We start from the raw sequence: 19,626 nt of genomic DNA, 5'->3' as shown, positions 1-19,626 counted from the left end.
CTGCGAGCCCCTCGGTTCCCGGCGCACAGCATGCCTCGTGGCACAAGCACCTGATCCTAGTCGGCTACAGGGTGCCGAGCCAGTTGGACAGCAGACGGATACCGGCGTCGCCCGACTTCTCCGGGTGGAACTGCGTCGCCGACAACGGACCGTTCTCGACGGCCGCGAGGAACGGCACGCCGTGGGTCGCCCAGGTGAGGCGTGGCTCTGGGAACGGCGGCATGACCTCGAGGGTCCACTGCTGTGCGGCATAGGAGTGGACGAAGTAGAAGCGCTCGTCGGCGAGGCCGTCGAAGAGCACGGACCCCGCGTCCGGCGACACCGTGTTCCAGCCCATGTGCGGCAGGACGGGAGCCTCGAGTTCCGTGACCGCGCCTGGCCACTCCCCCAGGCCGTCGGCCTCGGAACCGCGCTCCAAGCCGCGCTCGAACATCACCTGCATCCCGACGCAGATGCCGAGGACCGGACGGCCTCCTGCGAGACGGCGGTCGATAACCTCGTCGCCGTGCGAGGAACGGAGGGCGCCGATCACCGCGTCGAAGGCGCCGACCCCTGGCACCACGAGACCGTCGGCGGCCTGGGCGGCTTGGCGATCACCCGTCAGCACGACGTCGGCGCCGGCGAGCTCGAGGGCCTTGACCGCGGAGTGCACGTTGCCGGAGCCGTAGTCGAGGACGACCACCGACGGGCGTGCACTCACAGCGCGCCCTTCGTCGACGGGATGCCCTGGACCAGGGGGTCGAACGCCTTCGCCTGCCGGAAGGCCCGCGCGAACGCCTTGAACTCCGCTTCGGCGATGTGGTGCGGATCGCGACCGCCGAGGACGTTCACGTGCACGGTGAGGCCCGCGTTGAAGGTGATCGCCTCGAAGACGTGACGCACCATCGAACCCGTGAAGTGCCCGCCGATGAGGTGGAACTCGAATCCGGCCGGTTCCCCGCCGTGCACGAGGTACGGACGACCGGAGATGTCGACCACGGCCTGCACGAGGGCCTCGTCGAGCGGGACCAGCGCGTCCCCGTATCGCGAGATGCCGGCCTTGTCGCCGAGCGCCTGACGGATCGCCTGGCCCAGGACGATACCGACGTCCTCGACCGTGTGGTGGACGTCGATGTCGACATCGCCCGTCGCACGGACGGTCAGGTCGGTCAGCGAGTGCTTCGCGAAGGCCGTGAGCAGGTGGTTGTAGAACGGGACGGAGGTCTCGATGCTGCTCGTGCCGGTGCCGTCGAGGTTCAACTCCAGCTCGATGCTGGACTCGCTCGTCGCGCGCTGGATCCGGGCCGTGCGCTGCTGGGTGGTCATGGGATCCAGTGTATCGAGCGCACCGCCGCTGCACGCCGCGTGTCGACGGGTGGGCATCGTCGCGTCATGCGGCTGCACCAGGCCGTGCCGACGCCTATCGTTGAGAGGTCATGACTTCCACACCCAGCATCGCCCCGGCCGTCCCACTCGACGCGACGGAGATCGCCGCTCTCCGTGAACGGTTCCCGATCCTCGCCCGGGAGATGAACGGACACCCGCTCGTCTATCTGGACTCCGGAGCCACTTCGCAACGCCCGATCGAGGTCATCGACGCGGAGCGTGACTACGCGACGCACCAGAACGCCGCCGTCCACCGTGGCGCCCACCTCCTGGCCGCCGAGGCGACGGAGCTCTTCGAGGACGCTCGCGCCACGGTCGCCGCGTTCATCGGTGCCGACGAGCGGGAACTCGTCTGGACCTCCGGCGCGACCGCAGCCCTCAACCTCATCGCCGGGGCCATCGGGAATGCGAGCGCCGGCCTCGGTGGTGCTGCCGCCGAGCGGTTCCGACTCGGTCCAGGCGACGAGATCGTCGTGACGGAACTCGAACACCACGCGAACCTCATCCCCTGGCAGCAACTCGCCGCACGTACCGGTGCGACCCTCCGTCACCTCCCGGTCGACGACCACGGCGTGCTGCGCTTGGACGCCGTGGACGACATCATCGGCGAACGCACGCGCATCATCGCCTTCGCGCATGTGTCCAACGTCACCGGGGCGATCGCGCCGGTCTCCGAGCTCGTCGCCCTCGCCGAACGCGTCGGCGCGCTGACCGTGCTCGACGCCTGCCAGTCCGTGCCGCACCTGCCCGTCGACGTCGCGTCCCTCGGCGTCGACTTCCTCGTGTTCTCCGGCCACAAGATGCTCGGTCCGAACGGCATCGGGGCCCTGTGGGGTCGCCGCCGGCTGCTCGACGCCCTTCCCCCCTTCCTCACCGGCGGGTCGATGATCACGACCGTCACACTCGACGGCGCCGACTTCCTGCCCGCTCCGCAACGGTTCGAGGCCGGGACCCAGCCGGTGTCGCAGGCGATCGCCCTCGCGAGCGCCGTCCGGTTCCTGCAAGCGGTCGGCATGGACCGTGTCCACGCCACCGAGGCGGCCTACGGACAGCGTCTCGCGGCCGGACTCGCCGCCATCCCCGGCGTCACGCTCATCGGGCCGCCACCCAGGACGCCTCGCGCCGGGCTGGCGAGCTTCGACCTCGCCGGTGTGCACGCCCACGACGTGGGTCAGTTCTTCGACGACCGGGGCATCGCGGTCCGCGTCGGTCACCATTGCGCGCAACCACTCCACCGCCGGTTGGGACTCACCGCGTCCACCCGCGCCAGCAGCTACCTCTACACGACGGAGGCCGAGATCGACGCCTTCCTCCACGCGGCCACCCTGGTCGGTCCGTTCTTCGGGGTGTCCCGATGAGCGGCCTGGAGAGCCTCTACCAGGAGCTCATCCTCGACCACGCCCGCCAGCGCCACGGCTTCGGGCTGCGGGACGCGCCCGCCGCCGAGTCGCACCAGCTCAACCCCACCTGCGGCGACGAGGTCACCCTGCAGCTCCATCCCGGGCCCGACGGTCGTCTCGCACCGATCGCCTGGGAGGGGCACGGCTGCTCGATCTCGCAGGCGTCGAGCTCCTGCCTGAGCGACCTCGCAGCAGGCCTCACACCGGCCGAGCTCCAGGCCCTGGTCGACGAGTTCCGGACGGTCATCCGCTCGCGGGGCACGCTCGAGTTCGACGAAGAACGGTTCGGAGACGCCGCGGCGTTCAGTGGCGTCTCGCGCTACATCGCCCGCGTGAAGTGCGCCATGCTCCCGTGGGTCGCCGCCGAGGAGGCCATCTCCCGCCTGCCGTGAGCAGGCGCCCCACCTCCGCCCGGCTGAGTGCTGGTCAGGCGGGGCTGATCGCCGCGAGGGCCTCGAGGAACGCGGTCGTCTCCGCTTCGGTGCCCGCGGTCACGCGCAGGTGGTTCGGGATACCCACGTCACGGATGAGGATCCCCCGCGCCAAGAGCGACTCGAACGCCGCGTGCGGATCGGCGACGCCGCCGAACAGGACGAAGTTGGATCCGCTCCGCTTCGGGTCGTAGCCGAGACGCCCGAGCTCGACGACGAGGCGATCGCGCTGCGTCCGGATGTCGTCGACCATCGCCAGCATCTCGTCGGCGTGCCGGAGCGCGGCGGTCGCGGCCGCCTGCGTCAGGGCGCTCAGGTGGTACGGGAGCCGGACGAGTCTCAGCGCGTCGACGACCGCGGGGTCGGCCGCAAGATACCCGAGACGGACCCCGGCGAAGGCGAAGGCCTTGCTCATCGTCCTGGAGACGATCAAGCGCGGACGCCCCTCCAACAGCGTGAGCGCGCTCGCCTCGTCGTCGGGAGCGAACTCCGCATACGCTTCGTCGACGATCACCATGCCCCGCGACGCCTCGTACACCGCGGTGACGGTCTCGAGCGACAACGGTGTTCCGGTGGGGTTGTTGGGCGAGCAGAGGAACACGAGGTCGGGATCCGCCTCGGCCATCTGACGCGCGGCGGTCTCGGGCGAGAGCTCGAACTCGGCGTCACGCGTCGCAGGGATCCACCTGGTGCCGACACCGGCGGCCAGGAGCGGATACATCGAGTACGTCGGCGTGAACCCGAGGAGCGATCGCCCGGGACCGCCGAAGGCCTGCAGGATGTGCTGGAGCACCTCGTTCGACCCGTTCCCCGCCCAGATCTGCTCCGGGACCACCCCGTGACCCAGGTATCCCGCCAGCGCCTCCCGGAGTTCCGTGAACTCGCGATCGGGGTACCGGTTCACCGTGAGGACCGCGGAGGCGAGCGAGGCGACGATGTCGTGCGCGACCGCCTCGGGGATCGGGTGCGTGTTCTCGTTCACGTTGAGCGCCACCGGCACCAGGGCCTGGGGAGCGCCGTACGGGCGCTGTCCTCGGAGGTCGTCGCGGATGGGGAGGTCGTCGAGAGCGGTCACTCCACAATGCTAGCCACTCCGACCGGCGCACTCACTCCGCCTGACGCTCCCGACGAAGGACCTCGTGCCGGGGGCTCGCCGGGTTCAACAGCGAGTGGCGTCGCCCGTAGGCGAAGTACACGATGAGACCGACCACGAGCCAGACCCCGAACCGCAGCCAGGTCTCCCAGTGCAACTGCAGGATCAGGAAGCCGGACGCCAGGACGCCGAACGCCGGGACGAACGGCATCAACGGCAACCGGAAGGAGCGGGGCTCGTCCGGCTTCGTGTACCGGAACACGATCACCGACACGCAGACCACGATGAAGGCGGCCAGGATGCCGATGTTCGTGAGGTCGGCGACCTGCTTGATCGGGAACACCCCGGCGAAGACGGCTGCCGCGCCGCCGGCGATCCAGGTCACCCGCTGCGGCACACCTCGCCGATCCGTGCGCGAGAACCACCGCGGAAGGAGACCGTCGCGACTCATCGAGAACCAGACGCGGGTGACGCCCAACAGGAACGTCAGCATCACGGTGAGGATCGACAGGACGGCGAACACGGAGATGATCGTCGCCACCACGGGCAGGCCGACGCTCTGGAACGCCGATGCGAACCCGGCGGTGGGGTCGATGTCGGTGTAGTTCTGCATGCCGGTCAGCACGAGGGTGGCCGCGACGTACAGGAGCATGGCGATGATGAGGGAGAGGATGATCGCCTTCGGCATGTGCTTCTTGCCGTCCTTCGCCTCCTCGGCCGCCGTACTCATCGCGTCGTATCCGAAGACCGCGAAGAAGACCGTCGCGGCACCGGCGAACACCGGCCCGAACCCGCTGGGGAGGAACGGGTCGTAGTTCTCACCGTCGATATAGAAGACACCGAGGCCGATGATGAACAGGATGAGCAGGACCTTGATCCCGACCGCGACGAGCTCGAATCGACCGAAGGCCTTCGTCCCGCGGCTCAGGATGAAGGTCACGAGGAGACAGACGAAGATGGCGGGGAGATTGACGAGGCCGCCCTTCCCCTCGTCGGCGGTCGAGGTCATCCAGGCCGGCATGTGGATCCCGATGCCGGACAGGAAGGCGTCGAAGTAGCCGGAGATCCCGATCGCGACCACCGCGACGATCGCGATGTACTCGAGCAACAGGTCCCAGCCGATGAACCAGCCGATGATCTCGCCGAGCGCCACATACCCGTAGGTGTAGGCGGACCCGGCTCTCGGGATCATGCCGGCGAACTCCGCGTACGACAAGGCTGCGGCCGCGGAGGCGAGACCCGCGATCAGGAACGAGAAGAGGACGGCCGGCCCCACAGCGGGCGAGGTCTCGCTCCCATGAGCGACGAGTCCGGCAAGTGAGAAGATCCCCACCCCGATGATGCCGCCGACCCCGATGGCCGTGAGTTGCCAGAGCCCAAGGCTCTTGAACAGCTTCGAACCGGAGGTCTCATCCTCGATCTCCGCTATCGGCTTCTTCCGGAGCAGCGAGCGGCTCCGATCGTCTGTACTCATGCTTGCCTCCGACGATGCTGCGGGCGTCGTTGCACCGCGCCATCGACGATAGCTGAGAACCAGCGCGGAGTGACCCGCCGATTGTCGGCCTACTCGGCCGCGTAGCGCTGCGGGATCGCCAGGCGCTGCCCGGGCTCGACACCGGCGGTGCTGAGCTGGTTGAGGTTCATGATCTCGGCGATGACGTCGCGCGGGTCGGCGTCGGGCGCGATGGACTCGGCCAGCTGCCAGAGCGACTCGCCCGGGTCGACCGTGATGTACGTGAACGTGGCTCCCGCCGCCGCCGTGTTGGCCGCGGCACCGCCTGCGGAGAGTCCGACGACCGCGACGCCGATGACCAGCGGGATGGCGGCGAGCGTGGTGAAGACGACGCGACCGCGCTTCGTCAGGCGGAGTCGGCGTGTGGACGGTGCGTCTGACGTCGGTACCTGCGCCGTCCGTGCGGGAAGCGCCCGGTGGGACCCGATCAGTGCTGCGCTCATGTCAACCCTCCAAGAGTGTGCTCATCGTGTGATGAGGACTCGTACCCGACACTCGACCAGGAGTGCCGGATACGAACCTGTGTTCCGAATATATCTTCGATTGTTCGAATACTCAACCCTGTCTTCGTACCTGCGACGCGCGGGATCGGCGACACGCTCGAACAGATGTTTGTCTGGAGGAGCTGGTGCGGATACAGTTTCGAGTGTTGGAAGCAGTACACCACCACCCACCGACATCGGTCACCGACAGCCGATCAGGGCAGGAGCGAAGATGGCAGCGAACACGGCGGGCGACGGAGCCCGGGAGCGCCAGATCGGCGGCACCCGGCGACGGAAGAGCCTGAGCGACAAGCAGCTGGCGATCCTCGACGTCATCCAGCGTTCGGTCTCACAGCGCGGATATCCGCCGAGCATGCGCGAGATCGGCGACGCCGTCGGGCTCGCCTCCCTGTCGAGTGTCACGCACCAACTCGGACAGCTCGAACTCAGCGGATACCTCCGACGCGATCCCAACCGTCCCCGCGCCATCGAGGTGCTCATCGACCTGCCGAGCGCCGTCGAGGGCAGCGATCCCGACTCCGCTCCCCCGGTCGGCGACGCCGCCATGGTCCCGCTCGTCGGTCGCATCGCCGCCGGCATCCCGATCACGGCCGAGCAGCAGGTCGAGGAGATCTTCCCCCTGCCCCGCCAGCTGGTCGGCAAGGGCAGTCTGTTCATGCTGAAGGTCGTCGGCGACTCGATGGTCGACGCCGCGATCTGCGACGGCGACTGGGTCGTCATCCGCGAGCAGAAGACCGCCGAGAACGGCGAGATCGTCGCGGCGATGCTCGACGAGGAGGCGACCGTGAAGGTGTTCCGCCAGCGCGACGGTCACACCTGGCTGCTCCCCCGGAACTCGGCCTTCGAACCGATCCTCGGCGACCACGCCGAGGTCCTCGGCAAGGTCGTCGCCGTGCTCCGGACGGTCTGACCGACCGGACCATTCCGCGACACCGACGAGGGCCGGGACGATCCGTGGATCGTCCCGGCCCTCGTCCGTGCAGGCCCCTCGACGTCAGCCGGTCGCACCGACCCGTGCGCGGACCGCACGCGTCGCCTCGACGATGTTGGCGAGGGAGGCGACCGTCTCCTCGTAGCCTCGCGTCTTGAGTCCGCAGTCCGGGTTCACCCAGACCTGGCGCTGCGGGATCCCCTCCAGCGCGATCTCGAGCAACGCGGTCACCTCCGCGACGCTCGGCACCCGAGGCGAGTGGATGTCGTAGACGCCCGGGCCGATGCCGTGGTCGAAACCACTCGCCCGGATGTCGGACACGACCTCCATCCGAGACCGTGCCGCCTCGATGCTCGTCACGTCGGCGTCCAGTCGTCGGATCGCGTCGATCACCACACCGAACTCGGAGTAGCAGAGGTGGGTGTGGATCTGCGTCTCGGCGCGCACGCCCGCGGTCGCCAGCCGGAAGGAGCCCACCGACCAGTCGAGGTACCGCCCCTGGTCGGCCCGCCGGAGCGGGAGCAGTTCGCGGAGTGCGGGTTCGTCGACCTGGATGATGCGGATGCCGGCCCGCTCCAGGTCGGCGATCTCGTCACGCAGGGCGAGGGCGACCTGGTTCGCCGTCTCGGCGAGCGGTTGGTCGTCGCGCACGAACGACCAGGCGAGGATCGTCACCGGGCCCGTGAGCATGCCCTTCACCGGCTTGGTGGTCAACGACTGCGTGTAGGCCGACCACTCGACCGTGATCGGCGCCGGCCGCGAGACGTCACCCCACAGGATCGACGGACGGGTGCATCGCGAACCGTAGGACTGCACCCACCCGTGCTCCGTCACGGCAAACCCGTCGAGGTGCTCGGCGAAGTACTGGACCATGTCGTTGCGCTCGGGCTCACCGTGGACGACGACGTCGATGCCGAGGTCCTCCTGCAGCGCCACGACGCGCCCGATCTCCGCGCGCATCGTCTCGACGTAGGCCTCCTCGTCGAGCGTCCCGGCGACCCGCTGCGCGCGGGCGCGACGGATGTCGCCGGTCTGCGGGAAGGAACCGATCGTCGTCGTCGGGAGGAACGGCAGGCCGAGCGCCTGCTCCTGCGCCGCGGCGCGCTCCTGGTAGTCGCCTCGGGTGAAGTCGGCTGGTGCGAGCGCTGCCGTTCGTGCGCGGATGGCGGCATCGACGACGCCGGGCGCGGCCAGCCGATCGTCGAGCGCGGCCGACGCTGCGGTGAGCTCGGCCGCGATGGACGCACGCCCCCGGGTGAGGCCGCGTGCGAGGACCGCGATCTGATCCACCTTCTGGTCGGCGAAGGCGAGCCAGCTCCGGAGACGGGGGTCGAGCCTCGTCTCCACCGACACGTCGTGCGGGACGTGCAGCAGGGACGTCGAGGTGGACACCGCGAGCTGTGGGAAGCGCTCCACCGCGCGCGCCAGGAGATCGGCCGCGGCCGCCAGGTCGCCACGCCACACGTTGTGGCCGTCGATCACTCCCGCGACGACGGTCTTCGTGGCGAGTCCGGGAGACGACTCCGGCAGGCCGCCTCGGACGAGGTCGACACCGACAGCCTCGACGCCCGAGGCGGCCAGCACCGGGAGGGCGTCGCCCAAGGCGCCGTAGGGAGCCGCGACGAAGATCGCCGGTCGGTCCGACACGGCGGACAGGACGGCCGTCGATCGTTCGAGCGCCGCGAGGACCGTCGACCTCGGCACGTCGAACGTCTCCGACACCAGTGCGGGTTCGTCGAGCTGCACCCAGGGCGCGCCGGCAGCGGCGAGGCGCTGGAGGAGTTCCGCGTAGACGGGCAGCAACGCCTCCAGTCGATCGATCGGGGCGAATCCTACTGAGGCCCCCTCGGCCGCCTTGGACAGCAGCAGGAACGTCACGGGGCCCACGATGACCGGCCGCGTCACGTACCCCTCGGCGAGGCCCTCGCGGAACTGCTCGACCACTCGGTCGTCGGAGAGCGCGAACGGGGTCGACTCGCCGATCTCCGGGACGAGGTAGTGGTAGTTCGAGTCGAACCACTTCGTCATCTCGAGCGGGGCGAGGTCGCCGGCGCCACGAGCGATCGTGAACGCCCCGGCGAGGTCGACCCGGCCGTCGGCCCCGACGAGCGACGAGAAGCGCTCCGGGACGGCGCCGACGGTGAGCGCGGCGTCCAGGACCTGGTCGTAGAACGAGAAGCTCTCGGGGATCGCGGCGTTCGTCGGATCGAGGCCGAGCCCCGCGAGGCGGGCACGCGTGGCGGCGCGCAGCTCGGAGGCCGTCCGCTCGAGCGCTTCGGCGTCGATCCGGCCGGCCCAGAAGGACTCGACGGCGCGCTTCAGCTCCCGGTTCGGCCCGATGCGCGGGTAGCCGAGGATGGTGCCGACGGGGAATGCGGAGGTGGGGATCATCGTGCGTCCTTGCTGGTGAGTGGATCGGGGATGGGATGGCGGACCGGTCGGTCGCCTTGCATGGGGATGCCGGCACGGTGCAACACGTCGAGCACCGTCCGATGCTGGTTGAAGGCGTAGAGGTGGACGCCCGGCGCACCGCCCGCGACGACGTCGCGGATGAGTCGGGCGGAATACTCCGTGCCGATGTCGATCCGTCCCGCTTCGTCCGGCTCGACCTCGAGTGCGATGGCCAGGTCGCTCGGGAGCGCCTCGCCGCTGAGCTCGAGCACCCGACGCAGCCGCGCCGGACTCGTGATGGGCATCACGCCCGGCAGGATGGGCATGGTGACGCCGTGACGTCTCGCACGTTCGGCGAAGGCGAGGTAGTCGTCGGCATGGAAGAAGAGCTGGGTGATGGCGAGCGTCGCCCCCGCCGCCTGCTTGGCCAACAGGGTGTCGAGGTCCTGCGTCGTCGACCGGGAGCGCGGGTGACCGTTGGGGAACGCGGCGACCGCGATCCGAGGCCGACGGCGTCGACCGAGCTGCACCGCGCCCGGGAGTCCGGCCAGCGACCCCTCGGCGTACGGCTCGTGCTCGGCACTGACCCGGCCGATGAGCTGCACGAGTTCTGCGGCACTCCCCAGATCACCGAGGAAGGCGTCCCCCTCGACGGCTCCGGCGGGCGGGTCGCCGCGGAGCGCGAGGAAACTGTGCACCCCGGCATCGAGGAAGTCCTTGATGAGTCGGCTGGCCTGCGCGTGCGTCGAACCGACGCAGGTGAGATGGGCCATCGGATCCACCGAGGTCGACGTCCTGATGCTGCGCAGCACGTCGAGGCTCGCCGTTCGCGAGGAACCACCGGCGCCGAAGGTGACCGAGATGAACTCCGGGCCGGCGGCGGCCAGGTGCTCGACCGTCCGTGCGAGCGCGACGCCGCCGTCGAGCGTCTTCGGCGGGTACAGCTCGAACGAGAAGGGGGTGCGCCTGGGACAGGCGGGCTCCGTCGTGGTCATGAGGTCTCGTCTCGGTGGCAGCGGATCGAGAGCCGGCGACCACGCAGCACGCAGCGGTTCCGCTGGTGTGTCGTGGGCGGGTGCCGGGCTCGGCTGTCGCTCCGAATCCGCCGGTGAGGGCGGGTACGATGCGCACGACGATAGCAACGCCCGACGATCCGCGCGACGGACATCCGCCCGACAGCGTCATCCTGCGACACATTCCCCCGGCGGCGCTCCGGTCCTACGCTGATGCCATGACCATGGGCACCAGGCACCGGGGCGCCGAGCGCCGAGTACCCGGTTCGCGCGTCATCGCGTCCTGCGTGGCGGTGGTGATCGCCCTGTCCGGGTGCACGACCGCCGGTTCGCCCGTGCCCCGGGCGACACGCGCAGCCTCAGCCGAGGACATCGTGGTCGAGTTCCGTCAGAACCGGGACCAGTACGCGAGCGACGCCGCGATCGTCCGGGTCGGTAACGGCGGCGACCACGACATCACGATCGTCGGACTGGAGCTGGCGGGGGCGGCGTTCACCGCGCCGACCGTCCGGGACCGATCCTCGACGGTCCGCGCTGGACAGACCACGGACCTCGCCGTCGAGCTGCCACCGATCGACTGCGACGCACGCGACGGGGACGTGCAGGTCGATCTCCTGCTCCGACTCGACGACGACTCGGTCCTGTCCGCCGCCGACCTCCCCGATCCGACGAACGCGCTGCAGCGGATCCGTGCCTCGACGTGCACGGTGGCGGCCGTGCAGCGCATCGCCGAGGTGGCCGCAGCTCCCGGGATCCGCCTCGAGGGTGCCGGAGCCACGACGGTCGCCGTCCTGACGATCAGTGCCGTGCCGACCGGCGCCGCGGGTCGGCTGCAGCTCGTCGCGCTGCGCTCGACCGTCCTGCTGCGACCGGCGCCGACGGACGGCGGCGGTGACCCACCCCAGGACTGGCCGCTCAGCCTGACCGTCGACGCCGCCGACGGCCCGCAGTCCATCGAACTGCGGATCATGCCGACCCGGTGCGACCCGCACGCCCTGGCGGAGGACAAGGTGGGGACCCTGTTCCCACTCGTCGTGCGGATCGACGACGGCCCGGAGGCCGTCATGACCCTGCCGCTCGACGCCGACACGGCGGAGGCTCTCAAGGATGCCGTCCGCGCGCGCTGCGCGTGAAGGTTCTGCTCAGCCGGCCACGGCGGGTGCCGGGACGACCTCGGCGAACGGCGCGAGGGCGGCGGCGAGCTCGGCACCGACCAGGGCGTGCACGATCGTGCCACGCTCGTCGTAGTCCGTCGACAGCACCTTGCCGCGTTCGTGCAGCAGCGTGACCAGGTCTCCGCGGTCGAAGGGCACGATGACGTGGACCTCGTTGCTCGGCGACGGGATCAGCGTCTCGATGCGCTCCATGAGCTCATCGATCCCGAGACCGGTGCGGGCCGAGACGAAGACGGCGTCCGGGACGAGACCGCGGAGCACGAGCAGCTGGCCGTCGTCCACGAGGTCGGCCTTGTTGAACACGACCAGCTCGGGGATGTGCCGAGCTCCGACCTCACCGATGACATCTCGCACGGTGGCGATCTGGCCGGCCGGGTCGGTGTGCGCGGCGTCGACGACGTGCACGATGACGTCGCTGTCGGCGACCTCCTCGAGCGTCGAGCGGAAGGCCTCGACCAGCTGGTGCGGCAGGTTGCGCACGAAACCGACCGTGTCGGCCAGGGTGTACTCGCGTCCGTCGGAGGTCACGTTGCGGCGGACCGTCGCGTCGAGCGTCGCGAAGAGCGAGTTCTCGACCAGGACGCCGGCCTTCGTGATGCGGTTCAGCAGGCTCGACTTGCCGGCGTTCGTGTACCCCGCGATCGCGACCGACGGCACCGTGTTGCGGCGACGGTTCGCCCGCTTGGCCTCGCGCGCCGGCTTCATCGCCGTGATCGACTTACGCAGTTTCGCCATCCGGGTGTGGATGCGGCGTCGGTCGAGTTCGATCTTCGTCTCACCGGGGCCCCTCGACCCCATGCCGGCCCCGGCACCACCGACCTGACCACCGGCCTGACGGCTCATGGACTCACCCCAGCCGCGGAGGCGGGGCAGGAGGTACTCGAGTTGGGCGAGCTCGACCTGTGCCTTGCCCTCTCGGCTCTTCGCGTGCTGGCTGAAGATGTCGAGGATGACCGCCGTGCGGTCGATCACCTTCACGCCGACCGCGTCCTCGAGCGCGCGACGCTGGCTGGGTGCGAGTTCCGTGTCGGCGATCACCGTGTCGGCGCCGAGCGCCTGGACGATGGACTTCAGTTCCTGGGCCTTGCCTCGACCGAGATAGGTGCTCGGGTCGGGGTGCGGTTTGCGCTGCAGGAGCCCGTCGAGGACGACGGCGCCGGCGGTCTCCGCGAGCGCTGCGAGTTCGCGCAGGGAGTTCTCCGCGTCGTGGAGCGCTCCCTGCGGGTAGACGCCGATGATGACGACGTTCTCGAGCCGGAGCTGCCGGTACTCGACCTCGGTGACGTCCTCGAGTTCGGTCGAGAGCCCGGCGACGCGACGGAGGGCTTGTCGGTCCTCGCGGTCGTACTGCTCGCCGTCGTCGGAGCTGCCGCCCGATGCATCGCCGGTCTGCAACGCCGCGGCACCGCTGCCGAACAAGGTGTACCCGCTCGATCGGGACGCGGCGCTCGTGAGCACGCGCGCGACGACGTCGTCGGGATCGGTGACCGAGGCGTCGTCCACCACCGCCTCGACATCGACATCGGTGTCGTCTGCGTGGTCCTGGGGTGCGTCCATCGGTGGTCTAGGCATCGCGTTAACCCTACTTCCTCCTGGTCCGGTACCGTTCCTGTATGTCGAACGAGCACTACTTCACCGCCGAACCCGCGAGCGAGTTGCAGCTCAAACCGATCACCGCACGCCTCGGCGGCGTCGACCGTTCGCTCGTCTCGGCGGGTGGCGTCTTCAGCCCAGGCCACCTCGATCAGGGCACCCAGGTGCTGCTCGCGAACACCCCTCCTCCCCCGCCGACGGGCGACCTCCTCGACATCGGCTGCGGCTGGGGCCCGATCGCCCTGTCGCTCGGGCTCGCGTCGCCGGACGCGACCGTCTGGGCGGTCGACGTGAACGAACGCGCGCTCGACCTGACCCGGATCAACGCGGAACGCCTCGGGCTCGCCAACATCCGTGCCGTCCTCCCCGACGACGTCCCCGACACGGTCCGCTTCGCGACCATCTGGTCGAACCCGCCGATCCGCGTCGGCAAGGACGAGCTGCACCGCATGCTCATGCACTGGTTGCCGCGGCTCGAGGACGAGGGTGACGCCTGGCTCGTCGTACAGAAGAACCTCGGCTCGGACTCACTGCAGAAGTGGTTGCAGGAGCAGCTGCCGACGTCGTTCCACGTCGGACGTGCGGCCATGGCCAAGGGCTTCCGCGTCCTGCACACCCGGCGCCGGGAGCTCCGTTCGGCCTGACCGGCTCAGGCCAGGGTGATCGTCCCGGAGTAGACGAGCGTCGCAGGTCCGGCCAGCACCACGTGCTCGCCGTCTGCGCCGGGAACCATGCGCACCCCGAGCGCTCCGCCCGGCACCTCGACGCGCCAGTCGTTCGGAGCCGCCGCGCCCGCCCAGTGGCGGAACGCGAGCGCCGCGGCAGCCGTCCCGGTGCCACAGCTCAGGGTCTCGCCGCTCCCGCGCTCGTGGACGCGCATGCGGATCCGTGCCACGCCGTCGGCGATGAGCGGCTCACCCGGGACGACCAGCTCGACGTTTGCACCGTGCGGCGGTACGGGGTCGAGCTGTGGGACGTACTCCAGTTCCGCTCCGTCGAGTTCGGCGGCGTCGGCGACCGCGACGACGATGTGCGGGTTGCCGACGTCGATCCCGATCCCCGGGCGGGCCACGGGCAGCCCCTTCACCCGGACGAGCGTCTCCCGCTCGTCGAGGCTCCAGCGGCCGAGGTCGACGGCGTAGCCGAGCGGGTCGTAGCCGACCATCCGGACGCCGGCGCGGGTGCCGATGGCGAGCTGTTCGCCGGGGGCCAGCTCCACGAGCCCGCTCTCGAGCAGGTAGTGCAGGAACACCCGGATGCCGTTGCCGCACATCTCCGCGACCGATCCGTCGGCGTTGTGGTAATCCATGAACCACTCCGCGGCAGGGTCTTCAGCGAGCACGGCCGCGCCGGCATCGAGGTGCGCGGACCGGACGGCGCGGATGACGCCGTCGGCCCCGATCCCGAAGTGCCGGTCGCAGAGCGCCGCGATCTGGCCCGGATCGAGGGCCTCCTGGCCGTCGGGATCGGAGAAGAGCACGAAGTCGTTGCCCGTGCCGTGGCCCTTCGTGAAGGAGAGTGTCGACGCCATCCGACCAGTCTACGGGCGCACTCGGCGGGCCAGCTCACTCGCCTCGGCGCTGCCGCCCTCCACCCAGGTGATCGCCGGATAGCGCTTGAACCAGCTGACCTGACGGCGCGCGTACCGCCTCGTCAGACGCTGGGTCTCGGCGATCGCCTCCGCTTCGGTGAGCTCCGAGCGCAGTTGCGCCACCGCCTGCGCGTACCCGATCGCACGGACGGCGGTGACGCCCTGCTCGAGGCCGTGGTCGAGCAACTCGGCCGTCTCCGCGACGAGTCCCGCGTCCCACATCATCTCGACGCGCCGGTCGAGGCGCTCGACGAGGACCTCTCGCGGCGTCGAGACCCCGATGACCTCGACCGGCCGCCATGGGACGGGGCGTTCCGGAAGCGCTGCACCGTGGCCGCGCTCGGCCAACTCGTGCACTTCGAGTGCGCGCACGACCCGGCGGGCGTTCGCCGCATCGATGCGGTCGGCAGTCGCGGGATCGGCCAGGCGGAGCCGCTCGATGAGCGCCGGGAGCCCTTCCTCCTCGAGTTCCCGTTCCAGGCGCTCGCGCAGGGCGCGGTCTCTCGGGGGGAACCGGAAGTCGTGGATGACGCTCGAGACGTACAGCCCGGAACCGCCCACGAGGATCGGCGTCACCCCACGCGCGGTGAGCTCGTCGATCACCGCACGAGCCGTCGGCTGGTACCAGGCGACGGACGCCTCCTCCGTGACGTCCAGGACGTCGAAGAGGTGGTGCGGGATCCCGCGCCGCTCCTCCATGGGCAGCTTCGCGGTCCCGATGTCCATGCCGCGATAGAACTGCATGGCATCGGCGTTGACGATCTCGGCTGGACGCCCCGCCTCGCGGAGAGCGGTCGCCAGCTCGAGCGACAGTGCGGACTTCCCCGTCCCGGTCGCTCCGACGACCGCGAGGAAGCCGGTCACCGACGTTCGCCGTCGCTCGGGTCGTAGATGGGCGACGTGGTCACGCCGACGGTCGGCGCCCCGATGCGCAGGCCCGGCAGGCCGAGCGAGACCCGGCCGGGCTCCGACGCACCGGCCGGCGTCGGCACGCCGCAGGAGTCGGCCTGAGCTCGATCCCAGGCGTCTCCGGCACGCGTCCGACGGACCCGCAGGGGCTCGCCACCGGGTGCGTCGGCGATGAGGTGGAAGGACGCGGCCTCGGTGATGGTCACGGTCACGACGTCGCCCGGTCGCGGCACCTCGGAGCCCGCCGGCACCTCGAAGTGGACGAGCCGTGAGTCCTCGGCCCGCCCGCTCAGTCGATGCGTGGCGTCGTTCTTGCGACCCTCGCCGACCGCGACGAGCAACTCGACCTGCCGGCCCACCTGGCGCTGGTTCTCCTCGAGACTGATGCGGTCCTGCAACGCGATGAGGCGCTCGTACCGTTCCTGCACAACGGCCTTCGGGACCTGATCGGGCATGGTGGCCGCCGGAGTCCCGGCGCGGATCGAGTACTGGAAGGTGAAGGCGCTGGCGAACCGTGCGGCCTCGACCACGCGGAGGGTCTCCTGGAAGTCCTCCTCCGTCTCGCCGGGGAACCCGACGATGATGTCGGTGGAGATGGCCGCATGCGGGATCCTGGCACGGACCCGATCGAGGATCCCGAGGAAGCGCTCGGACCGGTAGGAGCGACGCATCGCCTTGAGGATGCGGTCGGAACCCGATTGCAGCGGCATGTGCAGTTGTGGCATCACATTCGGCGTCTCGGCCATCGCATCGATCACGTCGTCGGTGAAGGCGGCCGGGTGCGGGCTCGTGAACCGGACGCGCTCCAAGCCCTCGATCGTGCCGGCCGCCCGCAGGAGCTTGCCGAACGCTTGACGATCCCCGAACTCGACACCGTAGGAGTTCACGTTCTGCCCGAGCAGCGTCACCTCGATGGCGCCGTCCTCGACGAGGGCGCGCAGCTCACCGAGGATCTCGCCCGGGCGACGGTCCTTCTCCTTGCCACGGAGCGACGGCACGATGCAGAAGGTGCACGTGTTGTTGCACCCGACGGAGATCGAGACCCAACCGCTGTAGCTGGAATCGCGTTTGGTCGGGAGGGTGGAGGGGAAGGTGTCGAGCGACTCCAGGATCTCCAGCTGGGCCTCGTCGTTGTGCCGAGCCCGCTCCAGCAGCGACGGCAGTGAGCCCATGTTGTGCGTCCCGAAGACGACGTCCACCCACGGGGCCTTCCGGAGGATGACCTCTTTGTCCTTCTGCGCCAGACAACCGCCGACGGCGATCTGCATGCCGCTGCGCTGCTTCTTGATCGATGCCAGGTGGCCGAGGTTGCCGTACAGCTTGTTGTCGGCGTTCTCGCGGACCGCGCAGGTGTTGATGACCACGATGTCGGCCTGCTCGCCGTCCGCCTTGACGTAACCGGCTGCCTCGAGCGACCCGCTGAGCCGCTCGGAGTCGTGCACGTTCATCTGGCACCCGTAGGTGCGGACCTCATAGCTCCGCTGCCGACCTGACTCGTCGATCGCGGCGGGTGAGGCGCTGATGACCGTGGGCGTCTCGACGATGCTGCTCATACCGGCAGTCTACGCGCGGCCTGAGATGCCTCCGGTCAGCGGAAACTCACGCCGGAACGCTTCGACCCCGACAGGGCACGCGAGCACGCCTCACGGATGATCGCCGAGCCATATCCGCGTCTCGCGAGATAGGCCGACAAACGTCGCTCGGCCGTCGCCTGATCGAGGGAGCGCAGTTGACCAGCACGCTTCTCGGCGACGACCAGCGCTCGTCGGAGCTCGTCGTCGTCGTCGATGGCCTCCAGTGCCTCGGAGACGATCGAGGCGTCGATGCGTCGCGAGGAGAGCTCGCGGCCGATCACCGCACGGGACTGCCCCTTGCGGGTGTGCAGGCTCTCGACGAGCTGCCGGGCGAGTTCGGCGTCGTCGAGATAGCCGCGTCGGCGGAGCTCGGCGAGGACGTGTTCGACTTCGTCGGGTGCGGCGTCGTGGCCGCGGAGGAGTTCCGCGATCTCCCACTCGGAACACCCGCGGCGGGCGAGTCGTCGGACCGCGAGCAGGTCGAGTTCGGCCAGCCGGACCTCCGGATCGACGGGAGCATCGACCTCATCGACTTCGGCGCGGTCGTCTGCGTCGTCGTCCTCCGGCGCCTCGACGACCGAGGTCCAGGCGAGCGTCCGCGGGGCGGGCTCGGGTGGTGTCGTCGGGCTCGTCGCTGCGGGGGCATCGCTCGATGCGTCGCCCGGCGGGGTGGCCTCCGTCTCGTCGCGCTCGGTGGACGTCCGTCGCAACGGAGCGACGGGACGCACGACGGGCGCGGCAACGACAGGAGCGTCGTCGGTCTGCCCGACGAACCAGCCGTCGGGCTCGGCAGCTGGATCGGGCGCCGGACGGCGCCCGAACAGCGAGGTCACGGGGGCCACGCGCTCCGACGACTCGTCGGCCGGACCGGCGGGAGGGAAGGAGACGACCATGGTGACCTCGCTGTTCGGGGCGTGCGTTACGCGCTGCGCTTCGCGGCGGACTTCGGTGCGCCGGCGGCTGCGAGCTGCGGGGCTCCACCGGTCGCCGCCTCGAGCGCGGCGGCCTCGGCAGCAGCGACCTCGGCTGCGGCGGCATCCGCGGCCTTCTTGGTTGCGGCACCCTCGGCACCGACACCGAGCTTGCCGAGGATCCGGCGCTCGATCTCAGCGGCGATGTCCGGGTTCTTCAGCAGGAAGTTCCGGGCGTTCTCCTTGCCCTGACCGAGCTGATCGCCCTCGTAGGTGTACCAGGCGCCGGCCTTCTTGACGATGGCGTGCTCGACACCGAAGTCGATCAACGACCCTTCGCGGGAGATGCCCACGCCGTACAGGATGTCGAACTCGGCCTGCCGGAAGGGCGGAGCCATCTTGTTCTTGACGACCTTCACGCGCGTACGGTTGCCCACGGCCTCCGTGCCGTCCTTCAGCGTCTCGATGCGACGGATGTCGAGGCGGACCGAGGCGTAGAACTTCAGGGCCTTACCACCGGCGGTCGTCTCGGGGCTGCCGAACATCACACCGATCTTCTCGCGCAGCTGGTTGATGAAGATCATCGTCGTGTTCGTCTGGTTCAGGCCACCGGTCAGCTTGCGCAGTGCCTGCGACATGAGGCGGGCCTGCAGACCGACGTGCGAGTCACCCATGTCGCCCTCGATCTCGGCACGGGGCACGAGCGCGGCGACGGAGTCGATCACGATGAGGTCGATGGAACCCGAGCGCACGAGCATGTCGGCGATCTCGAGCGCCTGCTCACCCGTGTCGGGCTGGGAGACGAGCAGCGAGTCGATGTCGACGCCGAGCTTCTTTGCGTACTCGGGGTCGAGTGCGTGCTCCGCGTCGATGAAGGCGGCGATGCCGCCGGCACGCTGGGCGTTCGCGATGGCGTGCAGCGTGAGCGTCGTCTTACCTGACGACTCAGGCCCGTAGATCTCGACGATGCGGCCTCGCGGGAGCCCTCCGATGCCGAGCGCGACGTCGAGGGCGATCGAGCCGGTGGAGACGACCTCGACCGGTGCGCGCTCGTCGCTGCCGAGGCGCATCACCGAGCCCTTGCCGAACTGACGGTCGATCTGGGCGAGTGCGGTTTCGAGGGACTTCTCGCGTTCAGCTGGACTTGGCATGGTGTGCTTCTCTCTGCTCGGTGTCGGGTGCCTATAGGCTGTCGCCGCGTGTTCCGGGACCCGCTTCTGCTGAAGGTCGGGG

Annotated in this window: 18 protein-coding genes; 5 read left to right on the top strand and 13 right to left on the bottom strand. The window is 69.7% G+C overall.

Annotated features, from left to right (window positions below):
* Nucleotides 1–64: 64 nt before the first annotated feature.
* Both hisH and hisB read right to left on the bottom strand, forming a co-directional pair.
* Entirely contained in the window at nucleotides 65–700 is a 636-nt protein-coding gene (hisH, locus tag ACQG07_RS13880; RefSeq protein WP_159879037.1) for an imidazole glycerol phosphate synthase subunit HisH, read from the bottom strand.
* Complete coding sequence (gene hisB, locus ACQG07_RS13875) at nucleotides 697–1,305, bottom strand: imidazoleglycerol-phosphate dehydratase HisB (protein ID WP_079707070.1); 609 nt, start codon at nucleotides 1,303–1,305, stop codon at nucleotides 697–699. The genes hisH and hisB overlap by 4 nt, the downstream gene beginning before the upstream one ends.
* Nucleotides 1,306–1,415: 110 nt before the next feature.
* On the opposite strand from hisB, the gene ACQG07_RS13870 reads away from it, so the two are divergent.
* Nucleotides 1,416–2,723: a SufS family cysteine desulfurase gene (locus ACQG07_RS13870; protein ID WP_426738553.1), complete on the top strand. Its 1,308-nt coding sequence runs from the start codon at nucleotides 1,416–1,418 to the stop codon at nucleotides 2,721–2,723.
* Nucleotides 2,720–3,157: a Fe-S cluster assembly sulfur transfer protein SufU gene (sufU, locus tag ACQG07_RS13865; protein WP_191941341.1), complete on the top strand. Its 438-nt coding sequence runs from the start codon at nucleotides 2,720–2,722 to the stop codon at nucleotides 3,155–3,157. The genes ACQG07_RS13870 and sufU overlap by 4 nt, the downstream gene beginning before the upstream one ends.
* A gap of 34 nt (nucleotides 3,158–3,191) precedes the next feature.
* Here sufU and ACQG07_RS13860 read toward each other — a convergent pair whose 3' ends face one another.
* From ACQG07_RS13860 to ACQG07_RS13850, 3 genes are all read right to left on the bottom strand, one after another.
* Complete coding sequence (locus ACQG07_RS13860) at nucleotides 3,192–4,271, bottom strand: histidinol-phosphate transaminase (RefSeq protein WP_426738552.1); 1,080 nt, start codon at nucleotides 4,269–4,271, stop codon at nucleotides 3,192–3,194.
* 31 nt (nucleotides 4,272–4,302) lie between these two features.
* Nucleotides 4,303–5,763, bottom strand: a complete 1,461-nt coding sequence (locus tag ACQG07_RS13855) for an amino acid permease (RefSeq protein ID WP_426738551.1) — start codon at nucleotides 5,761–5,763, stop codon at nucleotides 4,303–4,305.
* Between the two features lie 89 nt (nucleotides 5,764–5,852).
* The gene (locus ACQG07_RS13850; protein WP_079002676.1) at nucleotides 5,853–6,245 is read right to left on the bottom strand and encodes a LysM peptidoglycan-binding domain-containing protein; all 393 of its coding nucleotides are present in this window, start codon (nucleotides 6,243–6,245) and stop codon (nucleotides 5,853–5,855) included.
* Nucleotides 6,246–6,516: 271 nt separating this feature from the next.
* On the opposite strand from ACQG07_RS13850, the gene lexA reads away from it, so the two are divergent.
* On the top strand, nucleotides 6,517–7,215 hold the full coding sequence (gene lexA / locus ACQG07_RS13845) for a transcriptional repressor LexA (RefSeq protein ID WP_071262299.1): 699 nt from the start codon (nucleotides 6,517–6,519) through the stop codon (nucleotides 7,213–7,215).
* 84 nt (nucleotides 7,216–7,299) lie between these two features.
* Here the strand turns inward: lexA and metE are convergent, their stop codons facing one another.
* Both metE and ACQG07_RS13835 read right to left on the bottom strand, forming a co-directional pair.
* Nucleotides 7,300–9,627, bottom strand: a complete 2,328-nt coding sequence (metE, locus tag ACQG07_RS13840; RefSeq protein ID WP_426738550.1) for a 5-methyltetrahydropteroyltriglutamate--homocysteine S-methyltransferase — start codon at nucleotides 9,625–9,627, stop codon at nucleotides 7,300–7,302.
* Nucleotides 9,624–10,622: a methylenetetrahydrofolate reductase gene (locus ACQG07_RS13835; RefSeq protein WP_411558492.1), complete on the bottom strand. Its 999-nt coding sequence runs from the start codon at nucleotides 10,620–10,622 to the stop codon at nucleotides 9,624–9,626. The genes metE and ACQG07_RS13835 overlap by 4 nt, the downstream gene beginning before the upstream one ends.
* A 236-nt stretch (nucleotides 10,623–10,858) precedes the next feature.
* Between ACQG07_RS13835 and ACQG07_RS13830 the strand changes: the two genes are divergently transcribed.
* A complete protein-coding gene (locus ACQG07_RS13830; RefSeq protein ID WP_426738549.1) occupies nucleotides 10,859–11,773 on the top strand; it encodes a hypothetical protein in 915 nt (304 codons plus the stop codon).
* A gap of 9 nt (nucleotides 11,774–11,782) precedes the next feature.
* Here the strand turns inward: ACQG07_RS13830 and hflX are convergent, their stop codons facing one another.
* Nucleotides 11,783–13,387 (bottom strand): GTPase HflX, encoded by a 1,605-nt coding sequence (hflX, locus tag ACQG07_RS13825; protein ID WP_426738548.1) that lies wholly within the window; start codon nucleotides 13,385–13,387, stop codon nucleotides 11,783–11,785.
* Nucleotides 13,388–13,428: 41 nt separating this feature from the next.
* On the opposite strand from hflX, the gene ACQG07_RS13820 reads away from it, so the two are divergent.
* The gene (locus tag ACQG07_RS13820) at nucleotides 13,429–14,052 is read left to right on the top strand and encodes a class I SAM-dependent methyltransferase (protein ID WP_079707080.1); all 624 of its coding nucleotides are present in this window, start codon (nucleotides 13,429–13,431) and stop codon (nucleotides 14,050–14,052) included.
* A 5-nt stretch (nucleotides 14,053–14,057) separates the two neighbouring features.
* On the opposite strand, the gene dapF is transcribed toward ACQG07_RS13820, so the two are convergent.
* Genes dapF through recA form a run of 5 tightly spaced genes read right to left on the bottom strand, consistent with a single transcriptional unit; the run spans nucleotide 14,058 to nucleotide 19,544 of the window.
* Entirely contained in the window at nucleotides 14,058–14,939 is an 882-nt protein-coding gene (dapF, locus tag ACQG07_RS13815) for a diaminopimelate epimerase (RefSeq protein ID WP_124769508.1), read from the bottom strand.
* A gap of 9 nt (nucleotides 14,940–14,948) precedes the next feature.
* Complete coding sequence (miaA, locus tag ACQG07_RS13810) at nucleotides 14,949–15,863, bottom strand: tRNA (adenosine(37)-N6)-dimethylallyltransferase MiaA (protein ID WP_426738547.1); 915 nt, start codon at nucleotides 15,861–15,863, stop codon at nucleotides 14,949–14,951.
* Nucleotides 15,860–17,461 (bottom strand): tRNA (N6-isopentenyl adenosine(37)-C2)-methylthiotransferase MiaB, encoded by a 1,602-nt coding sequence (gene miaB / locus ACQG07_RS13805; protein ID WP_274500919.1) that lies wholly within the window; start codon nucleotides 17,459–17,461, stop codon nucleotides 15,860–15,862. The genes miaA and miaB overlap by 4 nt, the downstream gene beginning before the upstream one ends.
* A gap of 35 nt (nucleotides 17,462–17,496) precedes the next feature.
* Nucleotides 17,497–18,375 carry a regulatory protein RecX gene (locus tag ACQG07_RS13800; protein WP_426738546.1) on the bottom strand — a complete coding sequence of 293 codons (879 nt, stop codon included), beginning with the start codon at nucleotides 18,373–18,375 and terminating at the stop codon, nucleotides 17,497–17,499.
* 26 nt (nucleotides 18,376–18,401) lie between these two features.
* On the bottom strand, nucleotides 18,402–19,544 hold the full coding sequence (recA, locus tag ACQG07_RS13795; protein WP_079707085.1) for a recombinase RecA: 1,143 nt from the start codon (nucleotides 19,542–19,544) through the stop codon (nucleotides 18,402–18,404).
* Between the last annotated feature and the right edge of the window lie 82 nt (nucleotides 19,545–19,626).

It is taken from the genome of Plantibacter sp. 2H11-2, assembly GCF_050031945.1.
Taxonomy (GTDB): domain Bacteria; phylum Actinomycetota; class Actinomycetes; order Actinomycetales; family Microbacteriaceae; genus Plantibacter; species Plantibacter auratus.
This window is presented reverse-complemented; position numbering and strand designations above follow the sequence as displayed.